The organism is Martelella sp. FLE1502, from assembly GCF_053484255.1.
The window spans coordinates 104,953-116,785 of the sequence record NZ_JBAKFQ010000007.1 but is presented as its reverse complement, the minus strand read 5'-3'; the positions used below and the strand labels follow the sequence as shown (position 1 = coordinate 116,785).

The 11,833-nt window shown below is 63.4% G+C and carries 9 protein-coding genes; 8 read left to right on the top strand and 1 reads right to left on the bottom strand.

The window, feature by feature from the left end; all coding sequences use genetic code 11:
* Nucleotides 1-109: 109 nt before the first annotated feature.
* Nucleotides 110-1,531: an alanine/glycine:cation symporter family protein gene (locus V6767_RS08540; protein WP_448473074.1), complete on the top strand. Its 1,422-nt coding sequence runs from the start codon at nt 110-112 to the stop codon at nt 1,529-1,531.
* 271 nt (nt 1,532-1,802) lie between these two features.
* Here the strand turns inward: V6767_RS08540 and V6767_RS08535 are convergent, their stop codons facing one another.
* Nucleotides 1,803-3,149: a formimidoylglutamate deiminase gene (locus V6767_RS08535; protein ID WP_448473073.1), complete on the bottom strand. Its 1,347-nt coding sequence runs from the start codon at nt 3,147-3,149 to the stop codon at nt 1,803-1,805.
* Between the two features lie 130 nt (nt 3,150-3,279).
* Between V6767_RS08535 and hutI the strand changes: the two genes are divergently transcribed.
* From hutI to V6767_RS08500, 7 genes are all read left to right on the top strand, one after another.
* Nucleotides 3,280-4,446 carry an imidazolonepropionase gene (gene hutI, locus V6767_RS08530; protein ID WP_448473138.1) on the top strand — a complete coding sequence of 389 codons (1,167 nt, stop codon included), beginning with the start codon at nt 3,280-3,282 and terminating at the stop codon, nt 4,444-4,446.
* Nucleotides 4,443-5,978 carry a histidine ammonia-lyase gene (gene hutH, locus V6767_RS08525; protein WP_448473072.1) on the top strand — a complete coding sequence of 512 codons (1,536 nt, stop codon included), beginning with the start codon at nt 4,443-4,445 and terminating at the stop codon, nt 5,976-5,978. The genes hutI and hutH overlap by 4 nt, the downstream gene beginning before the upstream one ends.
* A gap of 238 nt (nt 5,979-6,216) precedes the next feature.
* A complete protein-coding gene (gene hutG / locus V6767_RS08520; protein WP_448473071.1) occupies nt 6,217-7,020 on the top strand; it encodes an N-formylglutamate deformylase in 804 nt (267 codons plus the stop codon).
* A gap of 15 nt (nt 7,021-7,035) precedes the next feature.
* Nucleotides 7,036-8,712, top strand: a complete 1,677-nt coding sequence (hutU, locus tag V6767_RS08515) for a urocanate hydratase (protein ID WP_448473070.1) — start codon at nt 7,036-7,038, stop codon at nt 8,710-8,712.
* Nucleotides 8,713-9,013: 301 nt separating this feature from the next.
* Entirely contained in the window at nt 9,014-9,958 is a 945-nt protein-coding gene (locus V6767_RS08510; protein WP_448473069.1) for an ABC transporter substrate-binding protein, read from the top strand.
* A gap of 313 nt (nt 9,959-10,271) precedes the next feature.
* Complete coding sequence (locus V6767_RS08505) at nt 10,272-11,045, top strand: ABC transporter permease (protein ID WP_018065189.1); 774 nt, start codon at nt 10,272-10,274, stop codon at nt 11,043-11,045.
* Nucleotides 11,042-11,833: an ABC transporter ATP-binding protein gene (locus V6767_RS08500; protein WP_448473068.1), complete on the top strand. Its 792-nt coding sequence runs from the start codon at nt 11,042-11,044 to the stop codon at nt 11,831-11,833. The genes V6767_RS08505 and V6767_RS08500 overlap by 4 nt, the downstream gene beginning before the upstream one ends.

The following is an 11,833-nucleotide window of genomic DNA, read 5'->3' as shown; positions in this document are numbered from 1 at the left end:
TCCTTTAAGCAAATCAAAAACAACGGGCCATACCGGTCCGTTCGGGTGGGGACCCTGAGCATCGATGCGCGTAGGCGCGGCATGCATTTGCGACAAAAGGGGACTGGCAGTGCAGTTTTTCGATACGATTTTCACCTACATCAATGATCTGACCTGGGGCTGGGCGCTGGTGCCGTTCCTGGTCGTGCTCGGCGTGTTCTTCTCGGCGGCGAGCGGCTTCGTCCAGTTCCGGTTCTTCAAGCGCATGTTCGGCGTGTTGTGGGGCGACGAGGATGGCGATCCCTCCAAGATCAGCGCCCGCGAGGCGCTGTTCGTTTCGGTCGGCGGTCGCGTCGGCGGCGGCAATATTGCCGGCGTGGCGGTTGCGATCACGGCCGGCGGGCCGGGCGCGGTGTTCTGGATGTGGGCGATCGCCCTTGTCGGTATGTGCTCGGGTCTGGTCGAAGCGACCCTTGCCCAGGCCTACAAGCGCACCGAACCGAATGGCGATTATCGCGGCGGCCCGGCCCAGGCCATTATCCACGGTCTTGGCGAAAACTATCGCTGGCTGGCGCTGATCTATGCGGTGTGCCTGATCGCGGCCTTCGCGATCGGCTTCAATGCGTTTCAGGGCAATACCGTCGCGGGCGCGGCGGCCGACAGCCTCGGCATTCCGCGCTATGTCACCGGCATCGTGCTGGCGGCCGCCACCGGCTTCATCGTTTTCGGCGGCATTCATCGCATCGCCAAGGTTTCCGATGTCATCATCCCGATCATGGCGTTTGGCTATATCGGCATGGCGCTGGTGATCATCCTCCTCAATATCACCTCCGTTCCGGCGGTGTTGTGGGATATCGTCGCCAATGCGCTTGGCTTCCGCGAGGCGGTGGCCGGCGGCATCGGGGCTGCGGTTGCCAACGGGCTCAGGCGCGGTCTGTTTTCCAATGAGGCGGGGCTGGGCTCGGCGCCCAACGTGGCGGCTACCGCCTATGTCCGCCACCCGGTGAGCCAGGGCATCACCCAGAGCTTTTCGGTGTTCATCGACACGATGATCATTTGCTCCTGCACCGCCTTCGTGATCCTGCTCGGCGACGTCTATCAGCCGGGCCAGGAAGGGGTCGACGGCGTGATCCTGACCCAGCAGAGCATTGTCGATCACCTCGGCGCCTGGGCGCAGTATTATCTGACGGCGGCGATCTTCCTGTTCTCGTTCTCGTCGATCATCTACAATTACTATCTCGGCGAGAACGCGCTGGATTTCATGACCGACAAGGCGAGCGCGCTGCAGATCCTCAGGATTGTCATCATCGCCATCGTGTTCATCGGCGCGGTCGCGCCGGGTGCCACGGCGGTGTTCAACTTCTCCGATCCGATGATGGGCATCCTTGCGGTCGTCAACCTCCTGGCGCTGATGATGCTGTTCCCGATCGCGCTCCGGCTGATCAACGATTTCCGCGACCAACTCGCCGCCGGGATCAAGCGACCGGTGTTCGACCCGAAGAAATTCCCGGATCTCGACACCGACCCGACGGCCTGGCCCGACGCGAAGTGATGTGATGTGATGGAAGGGAGTGCTGCCGTTTCCTACAGCGGTTGGCTCCAAGCCTTGCAGCCTTCAATCTCCCCCCTTAGGGGGGAGATGCCCCGACAGGGGCAGAGAGGGGTGAACCCTCTCCGAGAGCACGGAGTACGCGGCTTTTAGGGCTTGCGCCCTTTACCCCTCTCTGTCGCTTTCGCGACATCTCCCCCTCAAGGGGGGAGATTGTGGCGGATAGATTGCCATCAATTTCACGCCGAACCCGACGTCGACGCAGTTGGAACGCTCAGCCGCTCCGTCCCATCAGCGCCGCCATCGCCTTACGGAACCGCGCCTGGATCGCTGCGCGCTTCACATGCCGGCCGCCTTCGACCTGTTTGACGCCGTTGGCCCAGACGCAGTCGGGTTTCATCTGGCCGGCGAAGATGAAGCCGTCCAGGGACTGATCTCCCGTGAGCCAAGGGGCAGCGCGATTGTCGAGGGAGAAGAAGCTGGCTGGCCTGCCGTCTGCAATACCAGCCTCGATACCCATGGCCTGCGCGCCTCCCGAGAGTGCGCCGTCGAACAGGCGGCGGCCGGTGGTGCCGCCGGGTTCGGCGATGACGTTGCGGGCCCGTTCGCCAAGGCGCTGGGCATATTCGAGCTGGCGCAATTCGTCGGCAAGGCCGATCAGCACGTTGGAATCGGAGCCGACGCCAAAGGCGCCGCCTGAGGCCAGAAACCGGCTTGCCGGGAAAATGCCGTCGCCGAGATTGGCTTCCGTGACCGGGCAGAGCCCGGCAACCGCGCCGGACCTTGCGAGCCCATCGGTCTCGGCATCGGTCATGTGGGTGGCGTGGATCAGGCACCAGCGGCCGTCGACGCGGCTGTTTTCCAGCAGCCAATCCACCGGGCGCTTGCCGCTCCAGGCAAGGCAGTCGTCGACTTCCTTCGTCTGCTCGGAGATATGCATGTGCACCGGGCCGTCGGTCAGGCTTGCGACCAATTCGAGCTCTTCCGGGGTGACGGCCCGCAGCGAATGCGGGGCGACACCGAGGACGGCGTGATCGAGGCCGGAGACGATCTTTGCGGACGCCTCCATCAGGCTGGCAAAACTGTCGCGATCGTGGATGAAGCGGCGCTGGCCATTGTTCGGCGCCGCGCCGCCGAAATCGGAATGAGCGTAAAAGACCGGCAGAAGCGTCAGGCCGATGCCGGTGTCGGACGCGGCCGCCGCGATGCGCTCGGCCATCTCGCCGATATTGTCGTAGGGACTGCCGTCCTTGTCATTGTGGAGGTAGTGGAACTCGCCGACGCGGGCAAAACCGGCCTCCAGCATCTCCATATAAAGCTGGGCGGCGATGGCCTCGGCCTCATCCGGTTCGATGGCGAAGGTGAAGCGGTACATCACCTCGCGCCAGCTCCAGAAATTGTCGCTTGCGGGCCCGCGCCGCTCGGCGAGGCCGGCCATGGCGCGCTGGAAAGCGTGGGAATGAACGTTCGCGATCGCGGGCACGATGATGCCGTGGCGCTCGTCGCCCGGTTCAGGCGTCTGATCGAAGGCGAGGCCGGCGATGCGGCCGCCTTCGATGGCGATCCGCGCATTGGCGCGCCAGCCCTCGAGTGTCAGAATGTTTTCGGCGAAGAGTGCCATGCGATGAGCCCCATTTTATTGTTGCGCGTAATTGTATTATGTATATACATAATATCCGACCAAAAACAACAAGGGGAAAGGAATGGCTTCCGCCGCGCCGAAACTTTTTACCAATGCCCTTATTGCCGCCATGACCGATGGTGCTGAGGCCATCGAAGGCGTGCTCGCCGTTGAGGCCGGGCGCATTGCCTATGTCGGCCCCGAAGCGGGATTGCCGGAGCGTTGCTCCGGCTTCGACACGATCGATTGCGGTGGACGGCTCGTCACCCCGGCGCTGATCGACTGCCATACCCATCTCGTCTATGGCGGCAGCCGCGCGAAGGAATTCGAGATGCGGTTGGAGGGCGCGTCCTACGAGGAAATCGCGCGCGCCGGAGGCGGCATCGTCTCGACCGTAACGGCCACGAATGCGCTGAGCGAGGATGAACTGGTCGAGGCAGCGCTGCCGCGTCTGGACGCCCTGCTTGCCGAAGGCGTCGCCACCATCGAGATCAAGTCCGGCTATGGCCTCAATATCGAGACCGAGCTGAAGATGCTGCGGGCGGCGCGGCGCCTTGCCACGCTTCGTCCCGTCCGGATCAAGACCACCTGGCTTGCCGCCCACGCAACACCGCCGGAATATAAGGGCCGGAACGCGGATTATATCGCTGACGTCGTTCTGCCCGGCCTGGAGATTGCCCACCGCGAAGGTCTGGTCGATGCGGTCGATGCCTTCTGCGAGGGCATCGCCTTTTCGCCGGACGAACTTCGTCCGCTTTTCGACAAGGCTAGGGCGCTTGGTCTGCCGGCCAAACTTCATGCCGAACAGCTTTCCAATCTCGGAGGTGCGGCGATGGTGGCCTCCTATGGCGCGCTGTCATCCGACCACCTTGAATATCTCGATGAGGCCGGCGTGAAGGCCATGGCCGCCGCAGGCTCCGTCGCGGTTCTGCTGCCCGGGGCCTTCTACACGCTGAAGGAAAAACAGCTTCCGCCGGTCGCAGCACTCAGGGACGCGGGCGTGCCGCTGGCGCTCGCGACCGATTGCAATCCCGGCACCTCGCCGTTGACCTCCCTGCTTCTGACGATGAATATGGGCGCGACGCTGTTCGCCATGACGGTCACCGAATGCCTCACCGGCGTTACGGCCAATGCGGCCCGCGCGCTCGGTCTCGCGGAGGAAATCGGCATGCTGGAAGCCGGCAAGGCTGCCGATATCGCCATCTGGGATGTCGATGCGCCGGCCGAGCTTGTCTACCGTATCGGTTTCAATCCGCTGTCCCGACTCTATATCGCCGGTGATGAGGTTATGCGATGACGCTTATCCTGAACCCCGGCAACGTGACGCTCGCCACGCTGGAAAAAATCTATCGCGGCGATGATGCCGTGCGGCTCGACCCCGGCTGCGATGCCGCCATCGAAAAGGCCTCCGCCCGCATTGCCGCGATCGCGGCCGGCAATGCGCCCGTCTACGGCATCAATACCGGCTTCGGCAAACTCGCCTCGATCAAGATCGATGCCGCGGACACGGCCACCCTGCAGCGCAATCTTATCCTGTCGCATTGCTGCGGCGTTGGCGCGCCGCTTGAGGCCAGCGTCGTGCGCCTGGTCATGGCGCTGAAGTTGATCTCGCTCGGCCGCGGCGCTTCCGGCGTGCGGCTGGAACTGGTGCGCCTGATCGAAGGCATGCTGGCAAAGGGCGTTACGCCGGTGATCCCGGAAAAGGGATCGGTGGGCGCCTCCGGCGATCTTGCGCCGCTTGCCCATATGGCCGCCGTGATGATGGGCGAAGGCGAAGCCTTCTTCGCCGGCGAGCGGCTTTCCGGTCGAGAGGCGCTGGGAAAGGCCGACCTCACGCCCGTTCAGTTCGCCGCCAAGGAAGGGCTTGCGCTGATCAACGGCACGCAGGTGTCGACGGCGCTCGCGCTTGCCGGCCTGTTCCGCGCCTTCCGCTGCGCCGCCACTGCGCTCGTCACCGGCGCTCTGTCCACCGATGCGGCAATGGGCTCGCCGGCCCCGTTCCATCCCGATATCCATACGCTGCGCGGTCATCAGGGCCAAATCGATGCGGCGGCAAGCCTGCGCGCCCTGCTCGAAGGCTCCGAAATCCGCGTTTCGCATATCGAAGGCGACGAGCGGGTGCAGGACCCTTACTGCATTCGCTGCCAGCCGCAGGTCGATGGCGCCTGCCTCGACCTTCTGCGCCAGGCCGGACGCACGCTGGAAATCGAGGCCAATGCGGCCACCGACAATCCGCTGGTGCTTTCCGATGACAGCGTCGTTTCCGGCGGCAATTTCCATGCCGAGCCGGTGGCCTTCGCCGCCGACCAGATCGCCATCGCCGTCTGCGAGATCGGCGCGATTGCCCAGCGGCGGATTGCGCTTCTGGTGGACCCGGCACTCTCCTTCGGCCTCCCCGCGTTTCTTTCGAGAAAGCCGGGGCTCAATTCCGGGCTGATGATCGCGGAGGTCACGTCCGCCGCGCTGATGAGCGAGAACAAGCAGATGGCGCACCCGGCCTCGGTCGATTCCACGCCGACCTCGGCCAATCAGGAAGACCATGTCTCGATGGCCTGCCACGGCGCGCGGCGGCTTTTGGCGATGACCGAGAACCTGGCGAGCATTATCGGCATTGAGGCGCTTTGCGGCGTTCAGGGCGTCGAACTGCGCGCGCCGCTTGTCACCAGCCCGGCGTTGCAAGGGGTGATCGCCACGTTCCGGGGATTGGTGCCGACGCTGGAAAACGACCGCTATATGGCCGGCGATCTTGAGAAGGCGGCTGTGGCGGTGGGTGATGGCGTGTTGATCAGTGCGGTCGGGGCAGGGGTTTTGCCGGAGTTGAAGAGTTGATGGCGCTTGTGGAAAGGGAGGGTGCGCGACCGCACACGCCGGGGTTCCGCCCCTCACCCGGCGCATTCGCGCCACCCTCTCCCCTTGCGGGGCGAGGGGGAGCAAGCAGCCATCGCCGGAACAGGCGGACAGGCAGGGCGTTCCCGGCGTCCCCTTCTCCCCTTGGGGAGAAGGTGGCCGAAGGCCGGATGAGGGCAAGCGGCGCAAGCAGTAACACTAGACGTAGGAATATTGTCCCATGACCGATCCCGTTATCGTCAAACAGGGCGCGTCGCCCATCATCCTCGGCTTCCCGCACACCGGCACCCATATCCCGCCGGAGATCGAGGCGCGGCTGAACGATAACGGCCGTCTGCTCGCCGATACCGACTGGCATGTCGACCGGCTCTATGACGGCTTGCTTGCCGATGCGACGACGGTGAAGGCGACATTCCATCGCTATGTCATCGATGCGAACCGCGATCCCCAAGGCGTCAGCCTCTATCCCGGACAGAACACCACCGGTCTGGTGCCGGAGACGGATTTCGACGGCAAGCCGATCTGGAAGGAGGGCGCGGAACCGACGGAGGCCGATATAGCGGAGCGGACCAGAACTTTCCATGCCCCCTATCACGCGGCGCTTGTCGCGGAAATCGCGCGGGTGAAGCGGGAGCACGGCATCGCCATTCTCTACGATTGCCACTCGATCCGCTCGCATATTGCGTTCCTGTTCGAAGGCAAGCTGCCCGACTTCAACATCGGCACCAATCTCGGCACGACCTGCGCCCCCGAATTCGAGGCGGCGGCGCAAAGCGTGGTCGCCCATGCGCCGGGTTACAACCATGCCGTTAATGGCCGCTTCAAGGGCGGCTGGACGACGCGGCATTACGGCCAGCCTGCGACTGGCGTCCACGCCATCCAGATGGAACTGGCGCGGTCGACCCATCTGGAGACGGAAGCGCCGCCCTTCGCTTATGACGAGGCCAAGGCGGAAAAGCTGCGCCGCCACCTGCAGGACATTCTGGAGCGGATCGAACGCCTGTCGTTCTCCGCACGCATGTAAAAGAGGGAACACGCCATGACCGACAACCCGCGACACAATGCCCGCGAAATTCACGCGCCGACCGGCACGGAACTCAACGCCAGGAGCTGGCTCACCGAAGCGCCGCTCCGGATGCTAATGAACAATCTCGATCCGGATGTCGCCGAAAAGCCGCATGAGCTTGTCGTCTATGGCGGCATCGGCCGCGCGGCCCGCACCTGGGGCGATTTCGACAGGATCGTCGAGACGCTGAAGACGCTGGAAGAGGATGAGACGCTGCTGGTGCAGTCCGGCAAGCCGGTCGGCGTGTTTCGCACGCACAAGGATGCGCCGCGCGTGCTGATCGCCAATTCCAACCTCGTGCCGCACTGGGCCAACTGGGACCATTTCCACGAACTCGATAAGAAGGGCCTGATGATGTACGGCCAGATGACGGCCGGGTCGTGGATCTATATCGGCGCGCAGGGCATCGTGCAGGGCACCTACGAGACCTTCGTGGAGGCCGGCCGCCAGCACTATAACGGCGACCTTTCGGGCAAGTGGATCCTCACCGGCGGTCTCGGCGGCATGGGCGGCGCGCAGCCGCTCGCCGCCGTCATGGCCGGCGCCTCCTGCCTCGCCGTCGAATGCGATCCGACCCGCATCGATTTCCGTTTGCGCACCGGCTATGTTGATGAAAAGGCCGAGACGCTGGACGAAGCGCTTGCCATGATCGACGCCTGGACGAAGGCAGGCGAGGCGAAGTCCGTCGGCCTGCTCGGCAATACGGCGGAAATCCTGCCCGAACTGGTCAAACGCGGCGTCCGGCCCGATATCGTCACCGACCAGACCTCGGCGCATGATCCGGTCAATGGCTATCTGCCCGCCGGTTGGAGCCTCGGCGAATGGCGCGAGAAGGCCGAGCGTGATCCGAAGGCGGTCGAAAAAGCCGCGCGCGCCTCGATGCGCACCCATGTGGAGGCGATGCTCGCCTTCTGGGACATGGGCATTCCAACCGTCGATTACGGCAACAATATCCGTCAGATGGCCAAGGAAGAGGGCTTGACACGCGCCTTCGATTTTCCGGGCTTCGTGCCGGCCTATATCCGTCCGCTGTTCTGCAAGGGCATCGGCCCGTTCCGCTGGGCCGCCCTTTCCGGTGATCCGGAGGACATCTACAAGACTGACGCCAAGGTGAAAGAGCTGCTGCCGGACAATGCGCACCTGCACAACTGGCTCGACATGGCGCGCGAGCGCATCCATTTCCAGGGGCTTCCGGCGCGCATCTGCTGGGTCGGTTTGGGCGACCGCCACCGGCTTGGTCTTGCCTTCAATGAAATGGTGAAGAACGGCGAGCTCAAGGCCCCGATCGTGATCGGCCGCGACCATCTGGATTCTGGTTCCGTCGCCTCGCCGAACCGGGAAACCGAGGCGATGCAGGATGGTTCCGATGCCGTGTCCGACTGGCCGCTCCTGAATGCCCTGCTCAACACGGCGTCCGGTGCCACCTGGGTGTCGCTGCATCACGGCGGCGGCGTCGGCATGGGCTTCTCCCAGCATGCCGGCATGGTGATCTGCTGCGACGGAACGGACGATGCCGCCCGCCGCATCGGCCGCGTGCTCTGGAACGACCCGGCCACCGGCGTCATGCGCCATGCCGATGCGGGTTATGATATCGCCATCGAATGCGCGAAGGAAAACGATCTGCGTCTGCCGGGTATTCTCGGGAACTGATTGGTCCGGAGGACCGACTGGCGCAGGGGTTCCGCCCCTCACCCGGCGCATGCGCGCCACCCTCTCCCCTGCGGGGCGAGGGGGAGCAAGCGGCGAATGCCTTGAAGAGCGGATAGGCAATGCGTCTCCGGCGTCCCCTTCTCCCCTTGGGGAGAAGGTGGCCGAAGGCCGGATGAAGGTCTTCCATGATGAACAACAGCGTTTGCTGCGCCGGTTATGTCTAGACAAGAAAATCGAATCCCGTCTACACTGGCGTCCTCGCAACAAGGGCCACGACGCTCGTATAAAAGGGGATCATAACATGAAATGGCTTGCAGCAACCGCCATCGCAGCTTCGGCTCTGGCGACAAACGCATATGCGCAGGAAACCAAGGTCTCGGTCGGCCTGTCCGGTTGGACGGGCTTTGCACCGCTGACGCTGGCCAAGGAAGCCGGTATCTTTGAAAAGAACGGGCTCGATGTCGAGTTGGTCAAGATCCCGCAGGCAAGCCGCCATCTGGCGCTCGCCTCCGGCGATATCCAGTGCGCCGCCACCACGGTGGAAACCTGGATCGTCTGGGCCGCGGCCGGGGTGCCGACCACGCAGATCTTCCAGCTCGACAAGTCCCACGGCGCCGATGGCATGGTGGTGCGTAACGATATCGAATCGATCGCCGACCTGAAGGGCAAGACCGTCGCGGCATCCGCCCCCGGCACTTCGCCCTATTTCTATCTCGCCTGGATCCTCAAGGAAAACGGCATGACGATGGATGACGTCAAGGTCGTCAATCTTGAACCCGGTCCCGCCGCTCAGGCCTTCATCGCCGGCCAGAACGATGCCGCGATGACTTATGAGCCTTACCTGTCGTCGGTTCGTGAAGCGCCCGACGCCGGCAAGATCATCGCCACCACGCTCGACTATCCGGCCGTCATGGACACGTTCGGCTGCACGCCGGCCTTCCTTGAGGAAAACCCGGATGCCGCCAAGGCAATCGCCACCTCCTATTACGAAGCGCTCGACATGATCGCTGCCGAACCGGAAAAATCCTACGAGATCATGGGCGCTGACGTGAACCAGTCGGCAGAACAGTTCGCCGGCTCGGCGCAGTATCTCGAATGGCAGGACCGCGATGCCGCGATCGCGTTCTTCGGCGGCGAGTTCAACGACTTCTCGGCCGATGCCGCGCAACTGCTGCTCGATGCCGGCGTGATCCGCGAGATCCCGGACCTGACGACGCTTGCCGATCCGTCGTTTATCCAGGAATAGTCTGCAATCTCCCGGAAGCATGTCTGTTTGGGGCACTGCCTCCCCACTTCCGTCATCCTCGGGCTTGACCCGAGGATCTAACCACATCGCCGCCGGTCGGCGCTGGTTTGTTAAGATCGGAAGGCCCAACAAAGAGACGGCCCCTCCGCTCGCAGGAATAAGGGATTGGATCCTCGGGTCAAGCCCGAGGATGACGCAGAATAGGAGGTGAGGGCTTGCTAAATTTGCATGCCCTTGCTCCTTCCAAAACTGGCAATGACCAGCCGGCAAATAAACTTACCTCGCATGTCCGCCACCCAAACACGGAGACCCGATGAAACCGCTTGAGCCTATCAGCCCGAAGCTAAGATTGTCGCTTGGCATCCTGTTCTTCGTGATCTTCTTTGCCGGCTGGTCTTTTGCGACCTTTGGCGGGTTCGTGTCGAAGACCTTTCTGGCCGATCCGATCACCATGATGAAGGATGGCTGGTGGCTGTTGTCGAAGCGCGGTTTTCTCGGCGATATCGGCATCACCGTCTGGCGCGTCGTCGGCGGTTTCGTGCTGGCCTCGGTCATCGCGGTGCCCGTCGGCATCGCCATGGGGGCCTACAAGCCGATCGAGGCGCTGCTTGAACCTTTCGTTTCCTTCGCGCGCTATCTGCCGGCCTCCGCCTTCGTGCCGCTCCTGATCCTCTGGGCCGGCATTGGCGAGATGCAGAAACTTCTCGTCATTTTCATCGGCGCGGTGTTCCAGATCATCCTGATGGTTGCGGTCTATGTCGCCAATACCAGACGCGATCTGGTCGAGGCGGCCTACACGCTTGGCGCTTCCGACAGGGGCATCGTCCGGCGCGTGCTGCTGCCCGCTTCGGCCCCGGATATCGCAGAGACGCTGCGGCTCGTACTCGGCTGGGCCTGGACCTATGTCATCGTCGCCGAACTGATCGGCGCGTCCTCGGGCATCGGCTACATGATCATCAATTCGCAGGCGCTTATGGCGACCGGGCAGATCATTTTCGGGATCATTGTCATCGGTGTGATTGGCCTTATCTCGGACTTTGCCTTCAAGCTCGCAAACCGCCATCTGTTTGCCTGGAGGTTCGCATGAGCGCGCCGGAACTCGAAGTCAAAGGCGTCTCGCGGGTCTTTCCCGGCCGTCGGGGCGCGAAGCCGGTTCAGGCGCTGTCGCCAACGGACCTGACGCTTGAAAAGAACGATTTCGTCACCATTCTCGGGCCCTCCGGCTGCGGCAAGTCGACGCTTCTGCGCATCGTCGCCGGTCTCGACAGGCCGACCACCGGCGCTGTCTACCTGGAAGGCGGGGAGATCAGGGGGCCGGGCGCGGATCGCGGCATGGTGTTCCAGTCCTATACGCTGTTTCCGTGGCTGACGATTCGCGAGAATGTCGGCTTCGGCCTGCGCGAGAAAGGCATGAAGGCCTCGGCCATCAAGGAGACTGTCGATCTCTATCTCGACCGCGTCGGCCTTTCCGCTTTCGCCGATCACTGGCCGAAGCAGCTTTCCGGCGGCATGCAGCAGAGAACGGCGATTGCCCGCGCGCTTGCGAACGACCCGAAGATCCTGCTGCTCGACGAGCCCTTCGGCGCGCTCGACAACCAGACCCGCGGGCTGATGCAGGAGCTTCTGCTCGGTATCTGGGAGCGGGAGAAGAAGACGGTGATTTTCGTCACCCACGATATCGAGGAGGCGGTGTTCATGGCCTCGCGGGTCGTGACCATGTCGGCGCGGCCGGGGCGGATTTCCTCGATCACGCCGGTCGATTTCGCCCACCCGCGCGACTATCGCCTCAAGGCCGATCCGGAATTCGCGAAGCTCAGGATGCAGCTCACCGAGGAAATCCGCGCCGAGGTGATCGCCGCGGCGAGCCGGGGATAG

Bases quoted from the DNA above. Each gene is read 5' to 3' on its own strand.
- V6767_RS08535 (WP_448473073.1), bottom strand. From the start codon at position 3,149: ATGGCACTCTTCGCCGAAAACATTCTGACACTCGAGGGCTGGCGCGCC.
- hutI (WP_448473138.1), top strand. From the start codon at position 3,280: ATGACCGATGGTGCTGAGGCCATCGAAGGCGTGCTCGCCGTTGAGGCC.
- hutH (WP_448473072.1), top strand. From the start codon at position 4,443: ATGACGCTTATCCTGAACCCCGGCAACGTGACGCTCGCCACGCTGGAA.
- hutG (WP_448473071.1), top strand. From the start codon at position 6,217: ATGACCGATCCCGTTATCGTCAAACAGGGCGCGTCGCCCATCATCCTC.
- hutU (WP_448473070.1), top strand. From the start codon at position 7,036: ATGACCGACAACCCGCGACACAATGCCCGCGAAATTCACGCGCCGACC.
- V6767_RS08510 (WP_448473069.1), top strand. From the start codon at position 9,014: ATGAAATGGCTTGCAGCAACCGCCATCGCAGCTTCGGCTCTGGCGACA.
- V6767_RS08505 (WP_018065189.1), top strand. From the start codon at position 10,272: ATGAAACCGCTTGAGCCTATCAGCCCGAAGCTAAGATTGTCGCTTGGC.
- V6767_RS08500 (WP_448473068.1), top strand. From the start codon at position 11,042: ATGAGCGCGCCGGAACTCGAAGTCAAAGGCGTCTCGCGGGTCTTTCCC.